This window comes from Holophaga foetida DSM 6591 (assembly GCF_000242615.2).
In the GTDB taxonomy this organism is placed as follows: Bacteria; Acidobacteriota; Holophagae; order Holophagales; family Holophagaceae; genus Holophaga; species Holophaga foetida.
Window position 1 is genome coordinate 365,441 of record NZ_KI912269.1, and the last position, 23,498, is coordinate 388,938.

Sequence of the window (23,498 nt, forward strand, 5' to 3'; positions counted from 1 at the left end):
CTGGATGGCCTGCTTCAGGAGGCTGCACGAAAGGAACTGAGCTTCCTGGACTTCCTGGATCTGGTGCTCTCGGAGGAGGCAGCGGCCAAGGACTCAAAGCGAACCCGGATGGGCATCCAGATCGCCCACTTCCCGATCCGGCGGAGCCTGGATGACTACGACTTCGACCTTCAGCCGAGCCTGGATCGCCGCCTGATCCGGGAGCTGGAGACGGGGACCTTCATCGCTCATGCGGAGAACATCCTGCTTCTTGGGCCACCAGGGGTGGGTAAGACCCACTTGGCCATCGGGTTGGGGCGGAAGTCCATCGAACGGGGCGCGAGCTGCCTGTTCGTGAGCGCCACGGCCCTGGTGGGTCAACTGATGCGGGCCGAGGCAGAGGGTCGCCTGGAGGAGCGTCTCCTGCATTTCTCGAAGCTCAAACTACTGATTGTGGATGAGCTAGGATATCTACCCTTCGAGCGGCGGGCGGCCCACCTCATGTTCCAGCTCGTGACCCGGAGATATGAGCGGGGCAGCCTCATGATCACCAGCAACCAGCCAGTGGGTGCGTGGGGCGAGGTGTTCGGGGATACCATCCCGGCAACTGCCATCCTGGACCGACTGCTGCACCACAGCCACATCATCACCATCAAAGGCGAGAGTTACCGCCTGCGGGAGAAGCGCCGAGCCGGGATCGTCCCGGCCCCGGTGCCAGCGGCCACCACCTGAGCCGCACCCAGTGGGGTGTCCTCCGCTTCGGCCTACGGCCTACGCTCCAGACACCCCACGGGCTCATACAACAAGGGGGTCAATATCCGTGTCGCCGGGTGGGTTAATTTTCATGTCGCTTGACAGTCGTCTGGCGATGCGTCAACATCGCGATGACCAAGGAGCCTTCATTTACATGGAATTGCTAGCTTTCTTACTGCGCGGGCCCGCCACACGGCGCCACCCCCGCCGCGGAGCGGCTTCGTTCAACATGGGAGGCGCAAGCCTTCGGAACTGCAACCTCAACGAGGCGGAACTCATCGAAACGCTGCTGATCCATGCGAACTTCCAGGGTGCCCAGTTACGCAGAGCCAATCTCAGCGAGGCCAACTGCAAAGAGGCGATATTCACGGACGCCAACCTGGAGAAGGCCGACCTCACCCGGGCCAGCTTCCAGCACGCCAACCTGGCCAACGCCAAGTTCCAGGATGCCAAGCTCTACGGAACCAACTTCAGCGGCGCCCAGTGCAGCGAGGCCGACTTCAGTGGAGCCCTTGCCAGCGGGGCCAAGTTCGCAGAAGCGATTCTCCAGGGAGCGAAGGGGCTCAGCTTCTGACCCTCCCATGCCCAAACAGAAAACCTGGGCCTCATCGGCCCACCAGGAGCCCCTATGAAGATCCTCGGCATTTCCGGCAGCCCCAGAGACGAGAAGCGCTCAGGCGTCTACCACCTGGTCGAGACCGTGCTGAAGCACACCGGTTGCGAGTACGAACTGGTATCCCTCCGGGGCAAGCAGATCTCGGGATGCACCGCCTGCCTGGGCTGTGCCAAGGACAACATCTGCCGGGTCAATGACGATCTGACTCCGCTCCGGCCCAAGATCGTGGAGGCGGATGCCTACGTCATCGGGGCCCCAAACTACTACTCGACCATGAACGCTGCCACCCACGCATTCCTGGAGCGCTGGTTCCAGTTCCGCCACCAGGAAGGGAGCGCCCTCTGGGGAAAGCTGGCGGTTTCCGTGGGGGTTGGCGGCACCGATGGCAAGGCCGTGCCCTGGGACATGGAGAAGTTCTTCCTCTACAACTTCATCGAGTCCGTGGCCAAGGTGGCTGGCCAGGGGGCGGCCTCCTGCTTCTCCTGCGGGTATGGCGAGACCTGCAAGGTGGGCATCCCCACCATGCTCTTCGGCCCGGATCCCAAGATCACGGACGAGATGATCCCCGATGTCTCCAGGCAGCCAGCGGTCATGAAGGCTGCCGCCGATGCAGGCAGACTGCTGGGGGAGCGCCTCCGGAAGGGCCACGACCGGAAGGCCGTGACCCAGGCCATGCAGGCCCACCTGATGGCGATGTTCCAGGAGACCGTGTAAGGACCTACTTATCCCATCCGGGGTAGCTGAGTCGATAGCGCTGCCTCAGTTCCCGCCTCACGCCAGGGTAGACATCCGCCCGCCGGGCTGCATCTTCTGTGAACTTGACCATGCCCCGAATCTCTTCTGCCTTCCGAAGGATGTCCTGGTAGGCAGCCAAGTATTCCTTCCGGACGTTCCCCTGCATGCGATCGGGCTCCCATACGACACACCAGGGTCGATCGAAGTTGCCACTGACCTGCCCATCGAAACCCGAGGCCATGAAGCGAACCCAGTAGTCATCCAGGGCTGAGGCCCTTTGGGCGATGACGGCGAGACGGGCTTCGTAGATCTGGGTACCCTGGATGCGCTGCTGCTCTGTCTCCGAAGGGGCCACAGGATCCGGAATGTGCTGAGAGGCGTCCCTGGACGCGGCCGAGAAGCCATGAGGAACCTGCTGAGGCCGCCCCTCGGCCAGTGCCTTGGCGTGCTCGATGGCGACAGCGAAGTTGATCCCCTGCGCCTGCCGGAAACTCAACGTATTGATACCCACGGCTTGGCCACCGCGATCCAGCAGCGGGCCACCGCTATTGCCAGGGTTGAGAGCGGCATCGGTTTGCACCAGCGCCACGGAACCGACTCGCCGCAGGCCACTCACAATGCCGCGGGTCACGGTGTTCTGGATGCCGTGAGGCGATCCGATGGCCACCACCTCCTGCCCGGGTTGCAGGTCGCCTGCGGAACCCAACGGGATGACGATCTGATTCGAGCGGGGACTCCAGAGCTTGAGCAGGGCGACATCGCACTCCGGTTCTGATTTCGTCACGCTGGCCTGGACCGTGGAGTTGTCGACGAAGCGGACCGTTACATAGGAAGCTCCCGACACCACATGAACATTGGTGAGCAGGGTATCCGGAGCGATGAAGAAGCCAGTGCCCTGACCCCGGGAAGTCTCGATCTGCACCAAGGCCGGAAGGGATTTCCTCACCACAGCCTCCCAGGATTCAGGTCCCTGGGTTTGAGGAGCGACCGCAGGGTCGGGGACAGGAAGAGGCACCACACCCCTGGCATCCATCTTCGGTTGGGCGGCAACGGGTCGAGGCCTCTTGGTCCAGAACCAAGCCGCGGCCACAAGGGCGAGACCGGCCACAAGCCAGCCCCCCCAGGAGAAAGCGGAAGCCCCTGGCGACCTCTGGAAATTCGTCATGGCTCGGCCTCTGAACGGATAGCCGATGATGGCACAGGTTGATCATCGGAAAGAAGGCCGCAAGCCCCACCCTTCCACAAGCCTCTGGGCCGTCTGTTCGGCCTCAGCCAGGACGGATTCCGGGATCGCCTCCCCACGGTTCGGGCCCAGGCCGCAAGCCCGGATGATCTGACCGTCAGCAAAACCCATCCATTCCAAAAAATGGTTGACCCTGGGGAAGATTTCCTTAAAAAAGGCCTGGTCGGGATTGCCCTGAGTCTGGATGAAGACCAGCTTCTTGCGGGAAAGACGGCCCTTCTGTCCGCCCGCCAGGTACCCGGGGGCGAGAAAGCCGTAAGAGCGGTCCAGGAAACCCTTGAGCTGAGCAGTGACATCCCCGAAGTAGACGGGAGTGGCCAGCACCAGGGCATCCGCCGATTCTACGGCGGCCAGAACCGGGGTCAGATCATCCTGCAGGACACAACGCTCAGCCTTCCCCTTGCAGGCGTAGCACGCCTGGCACCCGCGGTAGCTCAGGCCGTTGAGCTCCACCGTCCGCACCTGGGCCCCCAGAGCAGTCGCGGCCTCGGCGAGGTGGGCCGCGATGGTGGCCGAGTTCCCCTGGGAGCGGGGACTGCCTAGAAGCACGAGGATGTTCATGGGGACTCCAGGGAAAGATGGACCGATGCGGCTGAGATGAGGATAGGTGGCCTTGGCCAGTCGGTCTATGATGTATAGTCTTGAAATCATGATTATTCGTCCGGAGCTGATATGGATGCCTTGGATCAGGTCCTGCAGGACATCCGCCTCACAGACAGCTTCTACGTCCGCAGGGAACTGCGCGCCCCATGGGGCATGGCGATCCCGGAGCACGAGAGGGCCAGCTTCCATTTACAGTCGGCGGGCCATTCCTGCCTGAAGGTCGAAGGGCACTGCCTTGAACTGGGGGCTGGGGATTTCGTGGTGCTCCCCCACGGCCATGCCCACACCTTCGCCGACAGCCCGAACACCCATGCCCGGCCCATAACAGAGCTGCCCCTGGACACGCCCGATGGGGAAGGTACGGGCGAGCGATCGGTGCTGGTCTGCGGAGGCGCCCGAATGGTGGGGCCCGCCTCCCTCGCCATCCAGGCCCAGCTGCCTCCCTTCATCCTCCTGCGAAGGGCGGAGTGCGAGTCGCTCTATTGGCTCCAACCAACCCTCGCGGCCCTGGACCTGGAGGCCCAGCACAGGCGTATCGGCTCGGACACCGTGATGGCCCGTTTGGCGGACGTCCTCCTGATCCACGCCATACGAGCCTGGATTGACACGTCACCGGAGCGGAGCCCCTGGTTCCATGCCCTGAAGGACCCCCAGATCGGCCGGAGCCTTGCCCTTATGCACACGACACCGGAGAAGCCCTGGGACCTTCAAAGCCTCGCAAAAGGGATAGGCATGGGAAGGGCCACCTTCGCCGAACGCTTCGCCCACTTGGTGGGACTCCCCCCCATGACCTACCTGACCCGCCTTCGCATGAGGCTGGCAGCTTCTGCCCTGAAGGAAGAGCCTGTCACCCTGGGCCAGATGGCGGAGCGGCTTGGATATGGAAGCGAAGCGGCCTTCAGCCGGGCTTACAAGAAGCACTTCGGAATGGCGCCGGGGACCCATCGCAGGGTTTAGACGCATTCACAGACAAAAGCATAAATTCCACCACTAAGCACGAAGGGCACCAAGTTTCACCAAGAAAAGCCTGATGTGTCGACCAGGACACTCGGGCCTGGTGTCCAGCCCCGTGGAGTGTATGGCATGGACTAGATTTCGCACTCGCCCTTGGGCAAAGCCGTGGGTCGCTGGTGAGCCCTTGGTGTCTTTGTGGCTTGGTGGTGGAAGTCGTTTTTGCGCTTTAGTTTATTGATTGCGATCGGTATTAGCTGAAGAAAAGGCCCGGACGAATCCGGGCCTTTTCTTTTGAGACAGTCTGGCTGCGGGCAGCCCGATGTCTTAGTACATGTCGTCCATGCCGGGCATGCCACCCATGCCGGGGGCGCCACCAGGAGCAGCGGACTTGGGCTCGGGGATATCGGCGATGATGGCTTCGGTGGTCAGCATCATGGCGGCCACGGAAGCGGCGTTGCGCAGAGCGGACTTGGTCACCTTGGCGGGGTCGATGACACCGAAGGCCACCATGTCACCAAACTCGTCGGTGGCGGCGTTGTAGCCGAAGTTGCCCTTCTCGTCCTTGACGCGGTTCACGATGACGGAACCCTCGACGCCAGCATTGCAGGCGATCTGGCGGAGGGGCTCCTCCAGGGACTTCTTGACGATGGCAACGCCGGTGGCCTGGTCACCCTTGACGGTGAGGGCAGCCAGACGAGCGATGGAGCGGATCAGGGCAACGCCGCCGCCAGCCACGATGCCGTCTTCCACGGCAGCCTTGGTGGCGTGCATGGCGTCTTCCACGCGAGCCTTCTTCTCCTTCATCTCGGTCTCGGAAGCGGCACCGACCTTGATGACAGCCACGCCACCCACCAGCTTGGCAAGGCGCTCCTGGAGCTTTTCCTTGTCGTAGTCGGAGGTGCTCTGCTCCACCTGGGCGCGGATCTGCTTGACCCGGGCCTGGATGGCATCGGTGGCGCCGGCGCCCTCGATGATGGTGGTGTTCTCCTTGTCGATGACGATCTTCTTGGCGGAGCCCAGATCAGCCACGGTGAGGTTCTCGAGCTTGAGGCCGAGGTCCTCGGTGATGGCCTTGCCGCCGGTCAGGATGGCGATGTCCTCCATCATGGCCTTGCGGCGGTCGCCGAAGCCAGGAGCCTTGACGGCGGCGATGTTCAGGGTGCCGCGGATCTTGTTGACCACCAGGGTGGCCAGGGCCTCGCCATCCACATCCTCGGCGATGATCAGCAGGGGCTGGCGGCTCTGAACAACCTGCTCCAGGAGGGGCAGGAGGTCGCGCATGTTGGAGACCTTCTTCTCGTAGACGAGGATGAGGGCGTTCTCGAGCTCAACCTTCATCTGATCGGGGTTGGTCACGAAGTAGGGGCTCAGGTAGCCACGGTCGAACTGCATGCCCTCGACCACGGTCAGCTCGGTGTCACGGCCCTTGGCCTCTTCCACCGTGATGACGCCGTCCTTGCCGACCTTGCCCATGGCCTCGGCAATGATCTGGCCGATCTCGGCATCGCCGTTGGCGGAGATGGTGCCAACCTGGGCGATGGCATTGCCTTCGACGGGCTTCTTGATCTCGTCGATGGCGGCCACGACCTCAGCCACGGCCAGGTCGATGCCCTTCTTGATCTCCATGGTGTTGGCGCCGCTCACGACGGCCTTGATGCCCTCTTTGTAGATGGCGCGGGCCAGCACGGTGGCGGTGGTGGTGCCGTCACCGGCCACATCGGAGGTCTTGGAGGCGACTTCACGGACGAGCTGGGCGCCCATATTCTCGTGCTTGTCCTTGAGCTCGATCTCCTTGGCGACGGTGACGCCGTCCTTGGTCAGGAGGGGGGAACCGAACTTCTTCTCGATCAGGACATTGCGGCCTTTGGGGCCGAGGGTCACCTGAACGGCATCGGCGAGCTTGTTCACACCGCGCAGGATGGCCTGGCGAGCGTCTTCGGCATAGACAATGGACTTAGCAGCCATGTGTATCTCCTATGAAATGGGAAATCGTGAAAGGAATCTTACTTGACGATGGCCAGGATCTCGTCTTCGCGAACGATGACGAGGTCAACGCCGTCGACCTTGATCTCGGTGCCGGTGTACTTGCCGATCAGGACCTTGTCGCCGGCCTTGACGGTGAGGGGCACACGCTTGCCGTTGTCGTCGTACTTGCCTTCGCCGACGGCGATGATCTCGGCCTCGAGGGGCTTCTCCTTGGCGGTGTCGGGGATGATGATGCCGCCACGAACCGTCTCAGCTGCCTCGACGCGCTTCAGGACCACGCGATCGTAAAGGGGGGTGATGTTCATGAAATCCTCCATGATGGATACCCCGGGCGGGGATGTTAGCACTCACGATGTGCGAGTGCTAATTTAGCGCGCCACACCTGAGTGTCAAGCATGAATTGCGGGGACTCAAAATTTTCTTAGTCGATTACAGTCATATTTTCTTCCTCAAATCAAAGACAAATTTCACCCGTCGCAACACAAACCCTTGAAAAAAGCCAAGATTTCCAAGGAAACGGAGCCCCTCCAGCGCGCTAATCTAGAGCCATGAGCGTCCTCCCCATCCTTCAAGAACTCCAGTCGGTTCACGACAACCTGGCTGTCATCCAACGGGACCTGAACAACTTCCCCCCAGAACTGGCCACTCTGGACGCCGACCTGAAAACCACGCAGAAACGTCTGTCGGATATCGCCAAAACACTGGAGGCCCTGGAAACCAAGCGACAGGAGATGTCCAAGACCCTGGACCAGGCCCAGAATCTGGAGGACTCCGCCCGAACCTCCGTGAAGGCAGCCAAGCAGAAGGTCCAGTACGCTGCCGCCCTTCGGGATCTCGACGCCCGGGAGCGGGAGCGGAATGCCGTGGCCCGTCCCATGAAGGAGACTGAACAGCGGATCGAGGCTCTGAAAGCCGAGTCCATCGAACTGGAAGCCAAAGAGATCAAGCTGCAGGGCGAGTTCAACGATTACCACGCCACCTTCCTTGCCGAGCACGAAAACCAAGTGGTGGCCGAGAAGCGTCTGACCATCCGCAGGGCGGAGCTGGAGCAGGCCCTGGGCAGCAGCGAGCTGAACCGCTTCAACCGCATCCTCCAGCAGCGGCAGGGAAAGGCCCTTGTCGCGGTGGAAGGCGGCACCTGCACGGGGTGCCGGACCAAGGTCCGCTCCATGGTCCTCCACCAGCTGAAGGAAACGGGCATGGTCTCCTGCGAGTCCTGCCAGCGCTATCTCATGCAGCCCGCCAACTCATGATCAATATCCCTCTGCGCGTGGAAATTCTCAGGGCGCGGATTCAGAAGGCATGTGAAGCCTGCAACCGCGTTCCCAGCTCTGTCGAGCTGCTGCCGGTGTCAAAACGGCAGCCCATGGAGCTCATCCAGTCCGCCAGCCAGTTGGGCTTCGCGACCTTCGGCGAAAACTATGTCCAGGAAGGCCTGGCCAAGGCCCAGGCGTGCCCCGACCTGAGTTTCGTCCTCATCGGGCCCCTTCAGCGCAACAAGACCAAGCAGGCCCTCCTAAGCTTCACCGAGATCATGACCGTGGACCGCTCCGAGCTGGCCCTGCGCCTTCGCCACCTGGCGGAGGAACTCCAGCTCTCCCGAGGCATCTGGATCCAGATGGACCTCTGGGGTGAAGAGACCAAGATGGGGGGCTGCTCCGAGACAGCGTTGCCTGCCCTGATCAAGACGCTGGAAGGGGACACCCGGCTCCCCCTCCAGGGATTCCTCGCCATCCCCCCCCCGGGACAGCCCGAAGCCTTCCAGGATATGGCCCAACTCCGGGAGAGATGGCAGGACAAGCTCGGCCAGCGCCTCCGCCTCTCGATGGGCATGAGCGACGACCTGGAGGAAGCCGTCCAGGCCGGGAGCGACCAGGTGCGAATCGGCACGGCCCTCTTCGGGGAAAGGGCGATGTCCGCCTAGAGCTGGCCCCCCATCCAGCCTTACAGTCCACGACCCAGCGGACCGATAGCGATGTATCGGCTGCGGAGGTCACATGCTGCTTTTCCGACTCATCCTGGGACTCGCATTCCTGGCAACCACACTGTGCGCCGCTGCCCCGACGGGGGGGCACCTTGCCGATCTTCACGGGGGCAAAGGCGTGCAGTGCACCGATTGCCATGGCAAAGGGCGGAAGGTGAAGGTGGATGACAGCGAGACGGTCCCCAACTCGAACTGCGTCAACTGCCACGGAGACCTCAAGGCCGTGGGCGAGAACAGCAAGGGGCACATCAACCCCCATATCAGCCACCTCGGCAAGATCAACTGCACGGTCTGCCACGCCGGGCATCAAGCCTCCCAGGTCTACTGTGCCAACTGCCACGGATTCGACCTCAAGATCCCGGCCGGGGGCCCCCACGCACCCCAGGCCAATCCGCTGCCCACGGCCCCTGCCCTGCCGAAGGGGAAAATCCAGACGGAACGGACCGAGGTGCTCGTGGTCGGCGGAGGAGCCGCAGGCATGACGGCTGCCATCACGGCCCACGATGCCGGCGCCAAGGTGATCCTCCTGGAGAAGCAGCCCCTGACGGGAGGCAACTCCATGCTGGCAGCGGGCGGGATGAATGCGGCCGAAACCAGGGTCCAGGCCATGAAGGGCGTCAAGGACACCAAGGAGCTGATGTTCCAGGACACCGCCAAGGGCGGCAAGGGGCTGGGCGACCCGGCGCTCGTGCACATCCTGGCTGATTCCTCCGCCGCCTCCCTGGATTGGCTCACGGGCATCGGGGCCGACATGAGCGACCTGGGCCGCATGGGCGGCGCATCCCAGGATCGCTGCCACCGCCCCAAAGGGGGTTCCGCCGTGGGTGCCCATATTGCGGCGGTGCTCAAGGAGAATGCGGCAAAGCGTGGCCTGGATGTCCGCGTGAACAGCCAGGTCGTGAAGATTCTGAAGGACGGCAAGGGCAGGATCACCGGCGTCCTGGTGAAGGGACGCCACCGCGGCCTCTACCGCATCAATGCCAAGGTTCTCGTGCTCGCGACGGGCGGCTTCAGTGCCAATGCCGAACTGGTAGCGCACTATCAGCCAAGAATGAAGGGCATGATCACTTCGAATCAGCCCGGGGCCACCGGAGACGGCGTGGCACTCGGGGAGGCCGTTGGAGGTGAGCTCGTCCAGATGAAGGAAATCCAGATCCACCCCAGCGTCGCCTCCGGCAGCCGCATCCTGATCACCGAGGCGGTGCGCGGCAACGGCGCCATCCTCGTGAATCGCGAAGGGAAGCGATTCTTCAACGAGATCGGCACCCGGGATGCCGTAAGCCAAGCTGTCCTGCATCAGACCGGAGAGAGCGCCTTCATGGTGTTCGACGAAGGGGTCCGCCGGAGCCTCAAGCAGATCGATGGTTACTTCCATCTCGATCTGGTGAAGGAGGGTGAAAGCCCCGAAGCCCTGGCCAAGGCCATTGAGGTTCCCAGCGATGCCTTCAGGGCCACCCTGGACCGCTACAACCAGGCCGTGGACGCCAAGCAGGACGGCGATTTCAAGCGCCCCGACCTGCCCCGCGCCCTCCGAACCGCCAAGTTCTATGCCATCGAGGTGGCTCCGGGCATCCACTACACCATGGGAGGTTTGAAGATCGATGCTGACACCCGCGTCATCGCCAAGGATGGCAAGCCCATTCCCGGGCTCTACGCCGCAGGCGAGGTCACGGGCGGCATCCACGGGGCAAACCGCCTGGGGGGCAACTCCATCTCCGAGACCATCACCTTTGGCCGCATCGCGGGCGCCCGCGCGACGGCTTTCGCCAAGAGCAGATAGACATCAAGGAAGAAGCCCCCGGAATCGGGGGCTTCTTCCTTGAACTTACACATTGGCGATCTACGGGCAGCGCCCAGCGATCTTGAGTCCCGCCCGCTCATCCAGGCCCAGAGCCAGGTTGAGATTCTGGAGGGCTTGGCCGGCCATGCCCTTCATGAGGTTGTCGATGGCCACCATGACCACAGCGCTGCGACCATCAGCCTGGACGGCCAGCTCGGCCATGTTGCTCCCCAGGACCGGCGCCACCCGAGGGGATTCCTGGGCGAAGCGCACAAAGGCGGCATCCTTGTAGAAGGCCTGGTAGTGCTCCCGGAGGCGGTGGGCGTCAAAGCCCTGGGGCAGCTCGAACTGCACCGTGGCGAAGATGCCCCGCACCATGGGAGCCGAGTGGGGCACGAAGGCGAAGTTGAAGTCCTTGGCCCCCTGGTCCGCCAGGATGCGGCTGACCTCGGAGCAGTGCTGGTGTTTGAGCACCTTGTAGGCCTTGTAGTCCTGGGCCCGCTCGGGGTGGTGGGTGCCGGACTGAGGCTTGACCCCCGAACCCGAAGACCCCGTCGCCGCACTCACGGCGACGAAGGAGACCTCAAGCTTGGCCAGGGGCAGCAGGGCCAGGTTCAGGGCCGTGGCGAAACAACCTGGGTTGGCGATGCGCTTGGCGGAGCGGATCGCTTCGCGGTTCACCTCGGGACAGGCATACACGAACTTGGAGAAGTATTCCGGGCAAGGGTGGGTCTTGCCGTAGGCCTTTTCGAAGACCCCCGCATCATCCAGCCGGAAGTCGCCGGAGAAGTCCACCAGGATGACCCGGTCCTGGATCCCAGCCTTGGCCCAGGCGGCCTCCAGATCGGGCAGCTGCTGAGCCAGGTCCCCGTGAGCCTGGGCCGAAAAGACCACCGGGTGCTCGCTCTTGGCCAACTCCGCCCAGTCGGGCGCTTCATGGAAGGCCTGGTCCATGAAGCCCTTGAGACCGGGATGGGCCGTGTAGACAGGCTTGCCCCCCTGGGAACGGCTCACCGCCTGGATGGAGCCCGAATTGGGGTGCCCCATCAGAAGCCGAAGGAGCTCCCCGCCCCCGTAGCCGCCCGCGCCGATAACGACCGAATCGAAGACCATTTCTCACTCCCAAACAACAAAAGCTACTTTGGCACGCAGAGGGAAAATTTATTCTTTCATCTCCCCCTCCGCGTTCTCCGCGACTCCGCGTGAGACAGGCTTTTAAAGCCTCTGGTCACGCGGAGGCGCGGAGTGCGCGGAGGGGATGCCTCTGAGTTCTCTATTCCTCGTCCTTCAACACATTCGAGCGGTTCGACCCGAAGCCCGGCACCCGCTCCTCCAGGAGTTCCTGGATGTGCTCCGCCAGGATGCGGGGCTTGGTGCGCGCATTGATGCCGGGCAGGCCGGTGGCCCGGGTCACGAAGCGCGTGCCCACATCGTTGTCCGTGGCAGGCCCGGTGACGACATCCACCTGGATGCCGTAGACATCCTTCATCTCCTTGACGCCTCCGGCGACCCCAACGGGATCGTTGGCGCAAAGCAGATAGGCCTTGCCAAGGGCCCGCAGCTCGGGATCCGCGAGGATCTCCTGGACACCGTATTCGCCCATGATGCCATCGCCGGTTTCGGCCACGATGATGTCCACCCCCTGGCGGGCCAGGGCTGCCAGGACAGCCCTCGCGCCAGCAGGAGCGGTGGCAGGGTTGGAGGTGGTGACCCCAGCATCGGTGAAGTCCGCCACGGTCACCGCGCCGTAGTCCTTCATGGCCAGCTTGTCCCGCATCAGCGAAACCCCGGTCAGCTTGCAGCCGCCAACCTTGAAGCCAGCCTGGGAGAGACCGCGCACCAGGGCGCAGGCGGCGTGGGTCTTGCCTGCGTTCATGCAGGTACCGGCGATATAGATGACGGGACAGGTCGGCAGCACATCCCCGGCGGGCAGCGCGCCCATCCGGATGTTCCCCGGCTGGCCCACCCGGCTCCCGAAGTCGGGATAGACCAGGAGCTGGCCCAGGATCTCGATCTCGAAGGGCTGGCCGATGTCCGGGTTCTGGCTGGTGCAGCGGCCAATGACGCCGCCGGTGTTCAGGACGTGAAGCTTGTCCCCGGCTGAGATCCGCTCAGGAACGACACCCTCGTAGCCCTGGAGGGCGTTGCGATGCCCCAGGGCCCCCAGGATCACATCCCCGCTGTGGAGGCGGGTAAGGCGGCCGTGGAGATCCTCCAGCTGGTTGTAGACGCTCTTCTCGCCGATAATGCGGCCCGCAACGACAGACCCGGCCTCAGCCTTGATCTCCCGGGTGAGGGTCACCACTTCGCTGGGGCGCAGGTTCCGGGTGACGGAACCGATCTTGTCGAGGTGGATGCGCATTTACTTCTCCCCGAAGGGGCTTCCACCAGCCTGGAGGGCCAGGAGCTGGGAGACGCCGTAGATCTTGGCGAAGCCTGCGGCTTCGGCACCGGTCCAGAAGGCACTGCCCTCACCATAGGCCGCCACCTTGGCGTTCATGAGGGCCCGGGGACTCTGGATGCCCAGGACGCTGAAGGTGCGGGGGTGCAGGCGCAGCCGGGCCTCGCCGGTGACGGGACGCTGGCTGCTGGTGAGGAAGGCCTCGATGTCCCGGGCGAGGGGATCGAAGAAGTGCCCCTCGTGGAGCAGGGTGCCGTAGAGGTTGCCCATCTGCTCCTTCCAGAAGAGCTGCTTGCCGGTGAGCACCAGCTTCTCCAGCTCACGGTGGGCGGTGACCAGGAGGTGGGCCGCCGGGGCCTCGAAGCCCACCCGACCCTTGATGCCAAGGATGGTGTCGCCCAGGTGGACGCCACGGCCGATGCCGTACTGGCGGCCCAGCTCATTGAGGCGGGTGATGAGCGCCACAGGGTCCATGTCCTGGCCGTCCAGGCTGGTGGGCACGCCCTGGGTGAAGCCGATGGTGAGGGTCGTGGGGGCCTGATCGTCCTTGATGACACCGCCGGGGTAGGCCTGCTCGGGAAGCTCGGACCAAGGGTTGTGGGTCTCGCTGCCGCCGATGCTGGTGCCCCAAAGCCCCTCGTTGATGGAGTAGGCCCGGATCTTGTCGGGCATCACCACCCCCTTGGAGGTGATGAAGGCCATCTCCTCGTCCCGGCTCAGGGCCAGATCCCGGATGGGGGTCAGCATGTTGAGCTCAGGGGCCAGAGCCCGGAAGGCCACATCGAAGCGGACCTGATCGTTGCCGGCGCCGGTGGAACCATGGACCAGGGTGGTGGCCCCGATTTCCTTGGCCACCGCCACCACGCGGGCGGCCTGGCAGACCCGCTCGGCGCTGACGCTCAGGGGGTAGAGCCCGCCCCGGAGGACGTTGCCGTAGACGAGGTAGCGCAGGTAGCGGTCGAAGAGCTCGGCCTGGGCGTTGATGGTGACGTGCTTCTCAGCCCCGAGCTGGGCCGAGAGTTCCTCGATGCGCTTCAGTTCCGCCGGGGGAAAGCCGCCGGTGTCCACGGTGACGGTGCTGACCTTGTAGCCCTGGTCCCGAAGCCAGAGAACGCAGAAGGATGTATCGAGACCGCCGCTGAAGGCGAGAAGGGCATGGCGGGTCATGGGACCTCCGGAGAAGACGAATTCGAATTGGAAAGGGAGAATACCGCAATGGGGGCTGTCCAGAGGAGCTCCACCGCAGCGTTCCAGGCGCTCTGGCGATCCCGGAGGCTCTGGGCCAGGGCCTGGAGCTCGGAGGCGGGGGCCTCCAGATCAGGGGTCGAGGAGACGCCGAACGTGGCGCGATCAGGGTGGAAGCTGCCATCCAGGACCTGCTTGCCCACGATCTTGTAGGCGTCCCGGAAGGGCATCCCCTGCATGGCCAGGGCCGTGGCCTCATGGGCGGCCCAGAGGTCGTCGCTGCAGGCCTCCGCGCACTTGGTGGCGTTGACGGTGATGCCTTCCAGCAGGGCGGGAAGGACCGCGAACATCCCAGAGGCGGTCTTGAGGGTGCCGATAAAGGCCCCCTTCAGGAGCTGGATGTCCCGGTGATAGCTGGAGGGCAGTCCTCCGGCGATCTCGTGGACCAGGGCCGCCTGGCCCCGCAGCTTGCGGCAGGTACCCCGGCTCAGCTCCACCACATCCGGGTTGCGCTTCTGGGGCATGATGCTGCTGCCAGTGGTGAAGGCGTCCGGAAGGGCGACGAAGCCCAGCTCTTCCATGGAAAAGAGGGCCAGATCCCAGAAGGCGCGCTCCAGCACGCCCGCCACAGAGGCGAGCCAGTCCGCTACGGCGCCCTCATGGCGGCCGCGGCTGTTCATGACATCGATGGGGCTGCGCTGCACCTTGGAGAAGCCAAGGGACGAAGCCATGGTGGCGCGATCGAAGGGCAGCGGCGCACCGAAGCCCGCAGCGGCCCCGGAGGGGCAGCGATCCAGGCGGCCCAAAAGCCCCTGGAGGGCCTCCAGTTCCTCAATGAGCCCCTCAGCGAAGGCTGCGCCCCAGAGGCCCCAGGAACTGGGCATCCCCCGGCGCATGTGGGTGTAGCCGGGCATGGCCACATCCTTGTAGCGGGCCGCCAGGGCCAGGAAGGCCTTGGCGGTGTCCGCCACCTGCAGGCCGATCTGCACCAGGGTGTCCCGGGTGTAGAGGCGCAGGGCCAGGATCACCTGATCGTTGCGGGAGCGTCCCATGTGGATGCGCTTGCCGGATTCGCCGGTGCGCTCCACCAGGGCCGCCTCCAGTGCGGTGTGGCCGTCCTCCTGCTCGGGGCGGATCTCGATCTTCCCAGCCAGGGCCTCTCCATGGAGATCCTTCAGGGCCTGGACCAGGGCGAAGGCTTCCGGGAGCGGCAGATGGCCGTGCCAGGCCAGTGTGCGGGCATGGGCGGCGCTGCCCACCGCGTCCCAGGGCAGCAGATTGAGGTCATCGATGGGATCCTCACCCACCGTGAAACGGTGGATGGCTTGGTGCAGAGGCAGATCCTTTGCCCAGAGCTGGCTTCCTTCAGCGGCCAAGGGTGGCCTCCTTCTTCATCATGGCAAAGTAGTTCCGGACCACCTGCTGGTAGAAAATGGCCCCCTCCTGGAGTTCCTTCGCCGTGATGAACTCGTTGGGCCGATGGCTCCGATGGGTATCGCCGGGCCCCACCTTCACGGTGGGGATATCCCCCAGGAAGGCCCAGTCGGAAGTGCTGGCGCTGCCCACGAAGGTCTTGCCGCGGCCCGCCGAAAGGGCAGCCTGGGCGATGGGCTCGAAGGCGTCCGTGGCCTTGGGATGGTACCGGCTGGAGTGGATCCGGACCTCGCTCTCAAGCTCTCCGGCGATGCGCTCCGCCAGTTCCTCGTGGTTGAGGTTAGGCGTCGTGCGCAGGTCTACGAAGAACTCGCAGGTATCGGGCACCTGATTGCGGGCCACCCCCCCCTGGATCTGGGTGACCTGGGGCTTGGTGGCCCCCAGGAAGGGGTGGGATTCGAAGACCATGCCCGCCAGGCGGACAATGTCCTGGCTGGCCTTGTGGATGGCGTTCTTGCCCAGGAAGGCGTGGGCCACGTGGGCACCCTGGCCATGGGCCGTGCAGGAAAGCACCAGCATGCCCCGCTGGGCGATGGCAGGCTGCAGATTGGTGGGCTCAGCCACCAGGGCGGCGTCCAGGGAGCCCAGCATGGGCAGGAGCTGTCCGATGCCGGTGTCGCTCCCGGTCTCCTCCTCGGCGGAGAGCGTGAAGACGACGGTGCCGTCCAGGGGCTGTCCGGCCAGTGCCTTGGCGGCGGACAGGATGCAGGAGACGGGCCCCTTGGCATCATTGGCCCCCAGGCCAGTCAGGTGCCCCTCATGCCATACGGGTTTGAAGGGATCCCCCTCCCAGCCCCGACAGGGAGGAACGGTATCGAGGTGGCCCAGCATGAGGAGCCTCGGCCCCCCCTGCCCGGCCTCGAACCAGACGTTGTTGTGGAAGCGGTGGACCTTGTAGCCCCAGGATTCGGCCAGCCCTGCGACAAAATCCGCCGCCTGGGCCTCCTGACCGCTGAGGCTGGGGGTGGCCACCAGCTTTTCGAGGATTTCTTCAGGACTCATCAAGCCCCCTCGTGCTTGAGCACCAGCAGGGTACCACTACCCTCGTTGGTGAAGACCTCGGCAAGGAGCGCGTCCTGCTTGGTGCCGCTCACCAGATGGCAGGAGTGGACACCCTGGTTCAGGGCCTCCAGGGCCGCCTTGAGCTTGGGACGCATGCCGGACTTGATGGCACCCTTGTCCTCCAGGACCTTCAATTCCCCGGGGGTGGCCGAGGTCACCAGGCTGCTGGGATTGGAGGCATCCTCCAGGAGGCCCGGCACCGTCAGCAGGAAGAAGAGCTTCTCGGCCTTGAGGGCCGTGGCCAGGGCGGAGGCCAGGGTATCAGCGTTGGTGTTGAGCACCTGGCCCGAGGCGTCCATGGTGAGGGGGGCCACCACGGGCACGTAGCCGCCATCCAGGAGGTGGCACACCAGCTCGGTATTGACCTTGTCCAGGTCACCCACCAGGCCGAAGTCCACCTTCACGGCCTCGGTCTGGCCATCGGGAACCACGTCCACCGGGGGCCGCCGATGGGCCATGAAGAGCCCGCCGTCCACGCCGGAGAGGCCCGCCGTGGGAATTCCCGCAGCCTGGAGATCCGCCAGGAGGCCTACCTGGGTGCCGCAGAAGACCGCCTTGGCGGCCTCCAGGGCCTGGGGTCCGGTGATACGGCGACCGGCGATCTTCTCCGTGGGGATATTCAGGGCCTTGCAATAGTCGTCCATCTGGTTGCCGCCCCCATGGACGAGCACCACCTTGATCCCGAAGGACACGAGGACGGCCACCTGCTCCACCAGGATGGCGCGCACCGAAGGCTCCACCAGGAGCTCACCACCGAGCTTGATCACGAAGATCCGGTCCCGGAAACAGCGGACATAGCGGGCAGCATTGCGCAGAGCGCCAAAGGGGGTCAGGTTTTGCATCATGGTCGTCATCTCCAGGAGAGGCAGGGAGGAAAGAAAGTTTCACGCGGAGGCGCGGAGCACGCGGAGCACGCGGAGAAAGAGAAAGAATTTCAAGGATGAGGGGGGTGGGTGAAAGCGGAGGAACACCGCAGTGTTCTCTTTTCCCTCCGCGCCTCCGCGTCTCCGCGTGAGGCCCCTCCCCATCTCCCTACCCGTTGAAAATCCAATCGAGCACCGCCCGCTGCACGTGGAAGCGGTTCTCGGCCTCGTCCACCACCTTGCAGCTGGGGTGGTCGAGCACCTCATCGGCGACTTCGACGTTGCGGCGCACGGGCAGGCAGTGGGTGAAGATGGCATCCTTGTGGGCCTTCTCCATGTGGCGGCGGGTGGTCATCCACTCGGGCTGGAGCATGGCCTCGGCGCCGAGGCCGGAATGGGTATTGGGACCCCAGGCCTTGGCATAGACGGCCCGGCTGTCCGCCAGGGCCTCATCCTGATCGTGGGTAATGGTGACGCTGCCCCCGGCGGCCTTGGCGTAGGCCTCGGCCTCTGCCAGCACCGAGGGGTGCAGGTCGAAGCCCTTGGGGTGGGCCACCCGCACCTCACAGCCCGCCGCGGCGGCGGTGAGCAGGAAGGAGTTGGGCACGGCCTTGGGCAGGGGCTTGATGTGGGAGGCCCAGGTGAGGGTCACGGGCAGGCCCTTGGTGGAACCGAAGTTCTCCCGGATCGTCATGAGGTCGGCCAGGCCCTGACAGGGGTGCTCCCGGGCGCTCTCCATGCTGATGACCGGCACCGTGGACAGTTCCCGGAAGGCGCTCATGACGGGATCGAAGTTGTCCAGCTCGTCATCGACGTTCCCGGCGAAGGTCCGCACCGAAAGGGCGTCCACAAAGCGGGAGAGGACGGGCACCGCCTCCTTGACGTGCTCGGAGCGGTCGGAATCCATGATGGCCCCGACGCGGTCCTCCAGCTTCCAGACTCCGTTGCCCACTTCCAGCACGATGGCGCTGCCACCGCCCCGGTTCATCACCGCCTCGAAGGAGGTGCGGGTGCGCAGGGAAGGATTGAAGAAGACCATGCCCAGAATCTTGTCCACCAGGTGCTTGGGGTACTGCCCCTTCCAGGCCAGGGCCCGGGAAAGGATCATCTCCAGGCCTTCCGGGCCCAGGTCCTTGAGTCCAGTGAAGTGCTTCATGACCACTCCGAAAAAAAGCTACTTCCACCACGAAGACACCAAGACACGAAGAAAGGCAAAAGAAAGAAAAGCGATTTTCTTGGTGTTCCTTGGTGCCCTTCGTGCCTTCGTGGTGGAATTTTCAGTTTTTGAAAGACTTGATCGCCTCGAGCAGGGCATCCACGGCGGCGTCGCTGAGGTTGAGGGGGGGCAGGAGGCGCAGGACCTCGGGATCGCTGCTGCCGCCCACCAGGATCTTCTCGGCCATCAGGTGCTTCTTGAGACTGGCGGCGCACCCGGGAGCCCGGAGCCCCAGGAGCAGCCCCTCACCCTGGACCTTGGTGACCACGGTGCCCACCAGTTCTTTGCGCAGACGCTCAGCGATGGCAGTGGCGCGGGCCATGAGGCCCTCCCCCTGGATGACATCCAGGGTGGCCAGCAGCGCGGCGCTGGCCAGGGGGCCTCCGCCGAAGGTGCTGCCCAGATCACCGGACTTGATGGCGGAAGCAGTCTTGGGGCTCAGGATCACGGCTGCCATGGGAACGCCGCTGGCGATGCCCTTGGCGCTGGTGATGATATCGGGGGTCACGCCATAGAACCCGGCGGCGTAGGGGGTGCCCATGCGGCCCACACCGGTCTGGACCTCGTCGAAGATCAGGAGGCAGCCGCTCTCGTCGCACTTCTGGCGAAGCTTCTTGAAGAAGCTGGCGGGGGCGGTGGTGATGCCGGCCATGCTCTGGATGGGCTCCAGGATGATGGCGGCGCACTGGCTCAGGTCGGCCTTCTCCAGGGCCTCCTCATCCCCCCAGGGGAGCTGGGTGTCAGGCACCAGGAAGGACTCCAGGCCGGGGGTGAGCTTGGGATCGTCGGTGACGGAGATGGCGAGGATGCTGCGGCCGTGCCAGCCACCCTTGAAGGAGGCATAGGCCTTCCGGCCCGTCTGCTTGGCAGCGATCTTCAGAGCGTTCTCGTTGGCCTCGGCCCCGGAGTTGCAGAAGAAGACAGAGGCCATGGGGTGCTCCAAGCCACCGTTCACGAAATCGATGAGGGCCTGGGCAGCCTTGTCCCGGACGGGGATCTGGGCGGCGGTGGAGTAGAAGAGGATCTGGGCGGCCTGGTCGGCGATGGCCTTCACGACCTTGGGGTGGGAGTGGCCCGTGGAGCAGACGCAATGGCCACCGTAGAAGTCCCAATAGGCATTGCCTTCCGCATCAAAGATGCGGTCCCCCTCTCCGCGAACCACGGGAAAGGGGTAGGGAGCATAGGTGGGCTGAAGGGCGGGGAAGGCAGACATGGGCATGCATCCATATGCGAACCCGGAACCAGCTCCGGGACCTGATCAACCTTCGCACAAGTCAGCCTAGACATTCAACGCATGAATTGCATTTATTCAGCACTTTCCAGGCATCCGGACTTGCATAAATATGCGCATATATGCACACTGTATGCATGAAGACGGAAACCGCCATCCTCCGACTGCTCAAACAGCACCCCATCAGCGAACAGGCCCAACTCCAGGGACTCCTGGAAGCCGAGGGCATCCATGTCACCCAGAGCACCCTCTCTCGAACCTTCCGGCGTCTGTCCGTGGCCAAGGTGGGAGGGCGCTACCAGCACCTGGCCTCCCTGCCCGCACCAGCCGTATCCTTCTCGGTACATGCCGCCCCCCCCAACCTGCTGGTGGTCAGGGTCCCCCCGGGCCAAGCCTCGGCCATCGCCCTCCGCCTCGACCAGAGCGCCCTTCCCGGCCTCGCGGGCACTATCGCTGGGGATGACACGATCCTGGTGGTTGTCGCCCCCCCGGAACTGCTGGAAGAAACCAGGACTAAGCTGATGGAGATCATGTAGATGCTCAGCTCGTTCTCGACAAATTGACTTTTCAGGAGCAACGTAGATCGCGAGTCCTGGGAACCCCTGGGTTCCCACGAGGCCCTTCTGAGGTGGTGCAATGCCCATTGAAGCGCTTCTGATCTATCCCCGCGTGCCTCCGACCTACTGGAGCATGAAGTACGCCGTCCCTTTCCTGGGAAGGCGCTCCGCCTTTCCACCCCTGGGGCTCCTGACCGTCGCCGCCATGCTCCCGAAGGACTGGAACCTGCGGTTGGTGGACCTGAATATCGAGGAGATGGACGAGTCCGCGGTGGCCACCGCCGATCTGGTCCTCACCTCATCCATGCTCATCCAGAGCGAATCCCTGAATGAGATCATCGCCCTCTGCAACCACTGCGGCGTGCCTGTGGTGGCTGGAGGACCGCACCCCACCGCCTCCTGGAGACAGATCAAGGGCGTCGACCATTTCATCCTCAACGAGGCGGAAGTCACACTGGCGGCCTTCCTGGAAGACTACCAGCAGGGCTGCCCCAAACCCGTCTACCAGAGCGACGAGAAGGCCGACCTCACCTGCACCCCGCCGCCCCGCTGGGATCTCGTCAAGCCGCACCAGTACGCCGCCATGGCCCTCCAGTTCTCCAGGGGCTGCCCCCACGCCTGCGAATTCTGCGATATCACCGCCCTCTTCGGGCATCGCCCCAGGTGCAAGACCCCCGCCCAGTTCCTGGCGGAATGCGAGGGGCTCTACACCATGGGCTGGCGAGGCTCCCTCTTCGTGGTGGATGACAACTTCATCGGCAACAGCCGGGCAGTCAAAACCCTGCTGGCCGAGCTGGAACTCTGGCAGAAAGCCCACGACTACCCCTTCACCCTCTTCACCGAGGCCAGCCTGCTCCTGGCGGAAGACGAGGAGCTTCTGGACCTCATGGTGGCGGCAGGCTTCAACATGGTCTTTCTTGGCATCGAAACACCGGATGCGGAGACCCTGGCGGCCATCGGCAAACGCCAGAACCTGCGCACGGACCTCGTGGCGGCGGTGCGTCGGATCCAGGACAAGGGGATGGAGGTGACGGCTGGCTTCATCGTCGGCTTCGACGGGGACCAGACCGATATTTTCGACCGCCAGCTCCGCTTCATCCAGCAGGCCGCCATCCCCACCGCCATGATGGGGCTCCTGACAGCCCTCCCCGGAACCCAGCTCCACCATCGACTAGAGGAGGAAGGGCGCATCCTCAGCATCTCCGGGGGAGACAACACCCACGACCTGAGCCTGAACTTCGAGCCCAGGATGGATCGAGCCACTCTGCTGGCGGGCTACAAGCGCGTCCTCATGGAGCTCTATACGCCGAGCCACTACTTCGCCCGCTGCCAGGAGCTCCTCAAGCGACTCAAGGTGCATCGGAACTCCAGCCGCCACATCGGCCTGCCCGAGGTCCGGGCCTGCCTCCGATCCCTCCTCATCCAGGGATTCTCCCGGTATTCCCTGGCCTACTGGTCCTTCCTATTGAGGAGCCTGCTCCGCAAGCCCCGGATGGCAACGGAGATCGTCACGATGGCCGTGAAGGGCCATCACTACTTCAAGGTCACCCGGGCCATGGTGGAACTGGACCGTTTCAAACGGGGCCTGGAACGGGTTCGCCACGCCCTGGAATCCCACAGCGGCCAAGCCTACCGGGAAAGGGCCCTGGCCCACCTCCGGCGCCGGTGCAACCGGATCGACAAAGATTTCAGGACCTATGCCGAAGCCGCCCTGCTAGAGCTTCGGACGACCACACACGCGCGACAGAGCTGAATCATGTCCAAAGCCCCCTCCACGGCCGCCACCCGGCTGCTCCGTCAGCAGAGCATCACCTATTCCGAACACCTGTACCGCTATGAGGACCACGGGGGCACAGCTGTCCCGGCACGGGAACTGGGGGTGGACGAGCATGCCGTGATCAAGACCCTCATTCTGGAGGATGAGGCTGGCCACCCCCTCATCGTGCTCATGCACGGGGATCGGGAGGTTTCCACCAAGGCCCTGGCGAGACAGATCGGAGCCAAGGCCGTTCAGATCTGCAAGCCCGAGGTGGCCCAGAAGCACAGCGGCTACCTGGTGGGGGGCACCAGCCCCTTCGGCACCCGGAAGGCGATGCCCGTTCACGTGGAACGCAGCATCTTGGATCTGGAGCGCATCTACATCAATGGCGGCTCCCGGGGCTTCCTGGTGGCGATGGCCCCAGGGGACCTGGAAAGGGTCCTGAAACCCACGCTGGTAGACGTTTCCATCGAGGGTTGATGATCGAAGAATCGCATCCTGGAAAGAAATCCCGAGCGTTGCCCGGGTTCTGGTAGCATAAAGTTCTCAGCGCCTCGCACCTCCGAGGCGCCCCTTTTTTTTATATGCCTTTCAAACCCCGTCACCCCATTTCGGGTGCCGACTTTTTCCACGTCCCGGGGCCTTCGCCCTTCTATCCGGAAACACTATGCCCAAGCACGTACTTGCAAAGCTCGAGGCCGAACTCAAAGACCTCAAGCACGCTCTGCTGGTGGAAATCCCCAAGGAGATCGCCTCGGCGGCTTCCCAGGGCGACCTGTCCGAGAACGCGGAATACGAACAGGCCCTGTCGAAGCGTGACATGTTCCAGGCGAAGGTCGTGGCCATGGAAAAGCGAATCGCCGAGATCGCCAGCCTGGATATCACGCGCCTACCCAAGGACAAGGTCGCCTACGGCACCCGGGTGACCCTCCTGGACCTGGACTCAGAAAAGGAAGTAACCTACCGACTTGTTCTTCCCGAAGAACTGGGTAACGCGTCCGATCTCCTGAGCATCAGCTCCCCCATCGGGATGGCGCTCGTGGGCCTGGAAGAGGGAGCCGAGGTCCGGATCAAGATCCCCGCCGGCACCAAGCGTTTTGAAGTCATCGAACTCACCACGATCCACAATCAGTAGAGACGATCAGCCTGGAGATCCC

The 23,498-nt window shown here is 63.9% G+C and carries 23 protein-coding genes; 11 read left to right on the top strand and 12 right to left on the bottom strand.

Translation table 11 applies throughout. The features are described 5' to 3' along the window. The 3 genes from istB to HOLFODRAFT_RS0217065 form a co-directional block, all read left to right on the top strand. On the top strand, positions 1-711 hold a 711-nt coding region (istB, locus tag HOLFODRAFT_RS0217055; RefSeq protein ID WP_026939433.1), incomplete at its 5' end, for an IS21-like element helper ATPase IstB. Positions 712-886: 175 nt separating this feature from the next. Beyond that, positions 887-1,306 (top strand): pentapeptide repeat-containing protein, encoded by a 420-nt coding sequence (locus HOLFODRAFT_RS22040; protein WP_005033422.1) that lies wholly within the window; start codon positions 887-889, stop codon positions 1,304-1,306. 54 nt (positions 1,307-1,360) lie between these two features. Continuing rightward, complete coding sequence (locus HOLFODRAFT_RS0217065) at positions 1,361-2,062, top strand: flavodoxin family protein (RefSeq protein WP_005033419.1); 702 nt, start codon at positions 1,361-1,363, stop codon at positions 2,060-2,062. A 4-nt stretch (positions 2,063-2,066) separates the two neighbouring features. On the opposite strand, the gene HOLFODRAFT_RS23580 is transcribed toward HOLFODRAFT_RS0217065, so the two are convergent. Together HOLFODRAFT_RS23580 and HOLFODRAFT_RS0217075 are read right to left on the bottom strand one after the other, a co-directional pair. Beyond that, positions 2,067-3,029: a S1C family serine protease gene (locus HOLFODRAFT_RS23580; protein WP_158412982.1), complete on the bottom strand. Its 963-nt coding sequence runs from the start codon at positions 3,027-3,029 to the stop codon at positions 2,067-2,069. A 261-nt stretch (positions 3,030-3,290) separates the two neighbouring features. Next, on the bottom strand, positions 3,291-3,887 hold the full coding sequence (locus HOLFODRAFT_RS0217075) for a flavodoxin family protein (RefSeq protein ID WP_005033415.1): 597 nt from the start codon (positions 3,885-3,887) through the stop codon (positions 3,291-3,293). Positions 3,888-3,998: 111 nt separating this feature from the next. Between HOLFODRAFT_RS0217075 and HOLFODRAFT_RS22050 the strand changes: the two genes are divergently transcribed. Next, a complete protein-coding gene (locus tag HOLFODRAFT_RS22050) occupies positions 3,999-4,886 on the top strand; it encodes an AraC family transcriptional regulator (protein WP_005033413.1) in 888 nt (295 codons plus the stop codon). A 321-nt stretch (positions 4,887-5,207) separates the two neighbouring features. Here the strand turns inward: HOLFODRAFT_RS22050 and groL are convergent, their stop codons facing one another. Next, positions 5,208-6,848, bottom strand: a complete 1,641-nt coding sequence (gene groL, locus HOLFODRAFT_RS0217085; RefSeq protein WP_005033410.1) for a chaperonin GroEL — start codon at positions 6,846-6,848, stop codon at positions 5,208-5,210. A gap of 38 nt (positions 6,849-6,886) precedes the next feature. Further along, positions 6,887-7,174, bottom strand: coding sequence for a co-chaperone GroES (locus tag HOLFODRAFT_RS0217090; protein ID WP_005033409.1), 288 nt, complete (start codon positions 7,172-7,174; stop codon positions 6,887-6,889). 243 nt (positions 7,175-7,417) lie between these two features. Between HOLFODRAFT_RS0217090 and HOLFODRAFT_RS0217095 the strand changes: the two genes are divergently transcribed. From HOLFODRAFT_RS0217095 to HOLFODRAFT_RS0217105, 3 genes are all read left to right on the top strand, one after another. After that, the gene (locus HOLFODRAFT_RS0217095; RefSeq protein ID WP_005033407.1) at positions 7,418-8,122 is read left to right on the top strand and encodes a zinc ribbon domain-containing protein; all 705 of its coding nucleotides are present in this window, start codon (positions 7,418-7,420) and stop codon (positions 8,120-8,122) included. Further along, the gene (locus HOLFODRAFT_RS0217100; protein ID WP_005033405.1) at positions 8,119-8,793 is read left to right on the top strand and encodes a YggS family pyridoxal phosphate-dependent enzyme; all 675 of its coding nucleotides are present in this window, start codon (positions 8,119-8,121) and stop codon (positions 8,791-8,793) included. The genes HOLFODRAFT_RS0217095 and HOLFODRAFT_RS0217100 overlap by 4 nt, the downstream gene beginning before the upstream one ends. A 73-nt stretch (positions 8,794-8,866) precedes the next feature. Beyond that, complete coding sequence (locus HOLFODRAFT_RS0217105; protein WP_005033403.1) at positions 8,867-10,633, top strand: flavocytochrome c; 1,767 nt, start codon at positions 8,867-8,869, stop codon at positions 10,631-10,633. 60 nt (positions 10,634-10,693) lie between these two features. On the opposite strand, the gene argC is transcribed toward HOLFODRAFT_RS0217105, so the two are convergent. The 8 genes from argC to HOLFODRAFT_RS22055 all read right to left on the bottom strand — a co-directional run bounded on the left by argC (position 10,694) and on the right by HOLFODRAFT_RS22055 (position 20,007). Continuing rightward, the gene (argC, locus tag HOLFODRAFT_RS0217110; RefSeq protein ID WP_005033401.1) at positions 10,694-11,746 is read right to left on the bottom strand and encodes an N-acetyl-gamma-glutamyl-phosphate reductase; all 1,053 of its coding nucleotides are present in this window, start codon (positions 11,744-11,746) and stop codon (positions 10,694-10,696) included. Between the two features lie 160 nt (positions 11,747-11,906). Further along, complete coding sequence (locus HOLFODRAFT_RS0217115; protein ID WP_005033398.1) at positions 11,907-12,995, bottom strand: hypothetical protein; 1,089 nt, start codon at positions 12,993-12,995, stop codon at positions 11,907-11,909. Then, positions 12,996-14,201, bottom strand: coding sequence for an argininosuccinate synthase (gene argG, locus HOLFODRAFT_RS0217120; RefSeq protein ID WP_005033397.1), 1,206 nt, complete (start codon positions 14,199-14,201; stop codon positions 12,996-12,998). It abuts the gene before it with no gap. Further along, positions 14,198-15,595, bottom strand: a complete 1,398-nt coding sequence (locus HOLFODRAFT_RS0217125; protein ID WP_005033394.1) for a lyase family protein — start codon at positions 15,593-15,595, stop codon at positions 14,198-14,200. The genes argG and HOLFODRAFT_RS0217125 overlap by 4 nt, the downstream gene beginning before the upstream one ends. Continuing rightward, positions 15,585-16,655 carry a M20/M25/M40 family metallo-hydrolase gene (locus tag HOLFODRAFT_RS0217130; protein WP_005033391.1) on the bottom strand — a complete coding sequence of 357 codons (1,071 nt, stop codon included), beginning with the start codon at positions 16,653-16,655 and terminating at the stop codon, positions 15,585-15,587. Before HOLFODRAFT_RS0217130 ends, HOLFODRAFT_RS0217125 begins: the two co-directional genes overlap by 11 nt. After that, on the bottom strand, positions 16,655-17,560 hold the full coding sequence (argB, locus tag HOLFODRAFT_RS0217135; RefSeq protein WP_005033388.1) for an acetylglutamate kinase: 906 nt from the start codon (positions 17,558-17,560) through the stop codon (positions 16,655-16,657). Before argB ends, HOLFODRAFT_RS0217130 begins: the two co-directional genes overlap by 1 nt. Before the next feature lie 187 nt (positions 17,561-17,747). Further along, positions 17,748-18,734 (bottom strand): N-acetylornithine carbamoyltransferase, encoded by a 987-nt coding sequence (locus HOLFODRAFT_RS0217140; protein WP_005033386.1) that lies wholly within the window; start codon positions 18,732-18,734, stop codon positions 17,748-17,750. Between the two features lie 121 nt (positions 18,735-18,855). Then, the gene (locus HOLFODRAFT_RS22055) at positions 18,856-20,007 is read right to left on the bottom strand and encodes an aspartate aminotransferase family protein (protein ID WP_005033383.1); all 1,152 of its coding nucleotides are present in this window, start codon (positions 20,005-20,007) and stop codon (positions 18,856-18,858) included. Positions 20,008-20,162: 155 nt separating this feature from the next. Here HOLFODRAFT_RS22055 and HOLFODRAFT_RS0217150 point away from each other — a divergent pair, with 155 nt between their 5' ends. From HOLFODRAFT_RS0217150 to HOLFODRAFT_RS0217165, 4 genes are all read left to right on the top strand, one after another. Beyond that, on the top strand, positions 20,163-20,561 hold the full coding sequence (locus tag HOLFODRAFT_RS0217150; protein WP_005033380.1) for an arginine repressor: 399 nt from the start codon (positions 20,163-20,165) through the stop codon (positions 20,559-20,561). A gap of 100 nt (positions 20,562-20,661) precedes the next feature. Then, positions 20,662-22,335 carry a B12-binding domain-containing radical SAM protein gene (locus HOLFODRAFT_RS22060; protein ID WP_005033378.1) on the top strand — a complete coding sequence of 558 codons (1,674 nt, stop codon included), beginning with the start codon at positions 20,662-20,664 and terminating at the stop codon, positions 22,333-22,335. A 3-nt stretch (positions 22,336-22,338) separates the two neighbouring features. After that, complete coding sequence (ybaK, locus tag HOLFODRAFT_RS0217160; RefSeq protein ID WP_005033374.1) at positions 22,339-22,821, top strand: Cys-tRNA(Pro) deacylase; 483 nt, start codon at positions 22,339-22,341, stop codon at positions 22,819-22,821. A gap of 187 nt (positions 22,822-23,008) precedes the next feature. Continuing rightward, positions 23,009-23,476 carry a GreA/GreB family elongation factor gene (locus HOLFODRAFT_RS0217165; protein WP_005033371.1) on the top strand — a complete coding sequence of 156 codons (468 nt, stop codon included), beginning with the start codon at positions 23,009-23,011 and terminating at the stop codon, positions 23,474-23,476. The last annotated feature ends 22 nt before the right edge of the window (positions 23,477-23,498 follow it).

Excerpts from the sequence above, each read along its gene's own strand:
- HOLFODRAFT_RS22040 (WP_005033422.1), top strand. The coding sequence starts at position 887 with ATGGAATTGCTAGCTTTCTTACTGCGCGGGCCCGCCACACGGCGCCAC.
- HOLFODRAFT_RS0217065 (WP_005033419.1), top strand. The coding sequence starts at position 1,361 with ATGAAGATCCTCGGCATTTCCGGCAGCCCCAGAGACGAGAAGCGCTCA.
- HOLFODRAFT_RS0217075 (WP_005033415.1), bottom strand. The coding sequence starts at position 3,887 with ATGAACATCCTCGTGCTTCTAGGCAGTCCCCGCTCCCAGGGGAACTCG.
- HOLFODRAFT_RS22050 (WP_005033413.1), top strand. The coding sequence starts at position 3,999 with ATGGATGCCTTGGATCAGGTCCTGCAGGACATCCGCCTCACAGACAGC.
- groL (WP_005033410.1), bottom strand. The coding sequence starts at position 6,848 with ATGGCTGCTAAGTCCATTGTCTATGCCGAAGACGCTCGCCAGGCCATC.
- HOLFODRAFT_RS0217090 (WP_005033409.1), bottom strand. The coding sequence starts at position 7,174 with ATGAACATCACCCCCCTTTACGATCGCGTGGTCCTGAAGCGCGTCGAG.
- HOLFODRAFT_RS0217095 (WP_005033407.1), top strand. The coding sequence starts at position 7,418 with ATGAGCGTCCTCCCCATCCTTCAAGAACTCCAGTCGGTTCACGACAAC.
- HOLFODRAFT_RS0217100 (WP_005033405.1), top strand. The coding sequence starts at position 8,119 with ATGATCAATATCCCTCTGCGCGTGGAAATTCTCAGGGCGCGGATTCAG.
- HOLFODRAFT_RS0217105 (WP_005033403.1), top strand. The coding sequence starts at position 8,867 with ATGCTGCTTTTCCGACTCATCCTGGGACTCGCATTCCTGGCAACCACA.
- argC (WP_005033401.1), bottom strand. The coding sequence starts at position 11,746 with ATGGTCTTCGATTCGGTCGTTATCGGCGCGGGCGGCTACGGGGGCGGG.
- HOLFODRAFT_RS0217115 (WP_005033398.1), bottom strand. The coding sequence starts at position 12,995 with ATGCGCATCCACCTCGACAAGATCGGTTCCGTCACCCGGAACCTGCGC.
- argG (WP_005033397.1), bottom strand. The coding sequence starts at position 14,201 with ATGACCCGCCATGCCCTTCTCGCCTTCAGCGGCGGTCTCGATACATCC.
- HOLFODRAFT_RS0217130 (WP_005033391.1), bottom strand. The coding sequence starts at position 16,655 with ATGAGTCCTGAAGAAATCCTCGAAAAGCTGGTGGCCACCCCCAGCCTC.
- argB (WP_005033388.1), bottom strand. The coding sequence starts at position 17,560 with ATGATGCAAAACCTGACCCCCTTTGGCGCTCTGCGCAATGCTGCCCGC.
- HOLFODRAFT_RS0217140 (WP_005033386.1), bottom strand. The coding sequence starts at position 18,734 with ATGAAGCACTTCACTGGACTCAAGGACCTGGGCCCGGAAGGCCTGGAG.
- HOLFODRAFT_RS22055 (WP_005033383.1), bottom strand. The coding sequence starts at position 20,007 with ATGTCTGCCTTCCCCGCCCTTCAGCCCACCTATGCTCCCTACCCCTTT.
- HOLFODRAFT_RS0217150 (WP_005033380.1), top strand. The coding sequence starts at position 20,163 with ATGAAGACGGAAACCGCCATCCTCCGACTGCTCAAACAGCACCCCATC.
- HOLFODRAFT_RS22060 (WP_005033378.1), top strand. The coding sequence starts at position 20,662 with ATGCCCATTGAAGCGCTTCTGATCTATCCCCGCGTGCCTCCGACCTAC.
- ybaK (WP_005033374.1), top strand. The coding sequence starts at position 22,339 with ATGTCCAAAGCCCCCTCCACGGCCGCCACCCGGCTGCTCCGTCAGCAG.
- HOLFODRAFT_RS0217165 (WP_005033371.1), top strand. The coding sequence starts at position 23,009 with ATGCCCAAGCACGTACTTGCAAAGCTCGAGGCCGAACTCAAAGACCTC.